Raw genomic sequence first — 780 nt, forward strand, 5'->3', positions numbered from 1 at the left:
TTGTTGGAGCATGATCTTTTCCGAAAACCGGTTCCCACTTTTCGGGATCATACTCTAGCCGCTCTTCAGCATATAGCCGGCGCCGCGAACCGTATGCAGGATGGGCTTGTCGAAGCCCTTCTCGATCTTGCCGCGCAGCCGGGAGACATGAACGTCGATGACATTGGTCTGCGGATCGAAATGATAGTCCCAGACATTTTCGAGCAGCATGGTGCGCGTCACCACCTGGCCGGCATGCCGCATCAGATATTCGAGCAAGCGGAATTCACGCGGCTGCAGCGTTATCTCGCGTGACGCACGGCGTACCGAATGCGACAGCCTGTCGAGTTCGAGATCGCCGACGCGGTAGACGGTTTCGGCTTCCTTGGCGCTGGCGCGACGGTTCAGAACCTCGACGCGGGCGAGAAGTTCGGAGAAGGCATAGGGCTTTGTCAGGTAATCGTCGCCGCCGGCGCGCAGACCCGTGACCCTATCATCGACCTCGCCGAGCGCCGACAGGATCAGCACCGGCGTTGTGTTGCCCCTGGACCGGAGACCGGCAATGACCGACAGGCCGTCGCGACGCGGCATCATCCGGTCGATCACCATCACGTCGTAGTCGCCGGCGTCGGCGAGCGCAAAGCCGGTTTCGCCGTCACCGGCGACATGCGCGGTGTGACCGGCCTCGGCAAAGGCTTTCTGCAAGTAATCCGCAGCCTCGCGATCGTCTTCTATGACGAGAATCTTCATAGGGCTGTTATACGCGATTTCGCCGGAAGGTTGAGTGGCAGACATCTGCAT

At 60.3% G+C, this 780-nt stretch carries 1 protein-coding gene; it reads right to left on the bottom strand.

Translation table 11 applies throughout. From position 1 onward, the window contains the following. Window positions 1-54 precede the first annotated feature (54 nt). Window positions 55-729, bottom strand: a complete 675-nt coding sequence (locus EN750_RS37095) for a response regulator transcription factor (RefSeq protein ID WP_023812818.1) — start codon at window positions 727-729, stop codon at window positions 55-57. Window positions 730-780: the final 51 nt, after the last annotated feature.

The sequence above is a fragment of the Mesorhizobium sp. M7A.F.Ca.ET.027.03.2.1 genome (assembly GCF_003999175.1).
GTDB lineage: Bacteria > Pseudomonadota > Alphaproteobacteria > Rhizobiales > Rhizobiaceae > Mesorhizobium.

Bases quoted from the DNA above. Each gene is read 5' to 3' on its own strand.
- EN750_RS37095 (WP_023812818.1), bottom strand. From the start codon at position 729: ATGAAGATTCTCGTCATAGAAGACGATCGCGAGGCTGCGGATTACTTG.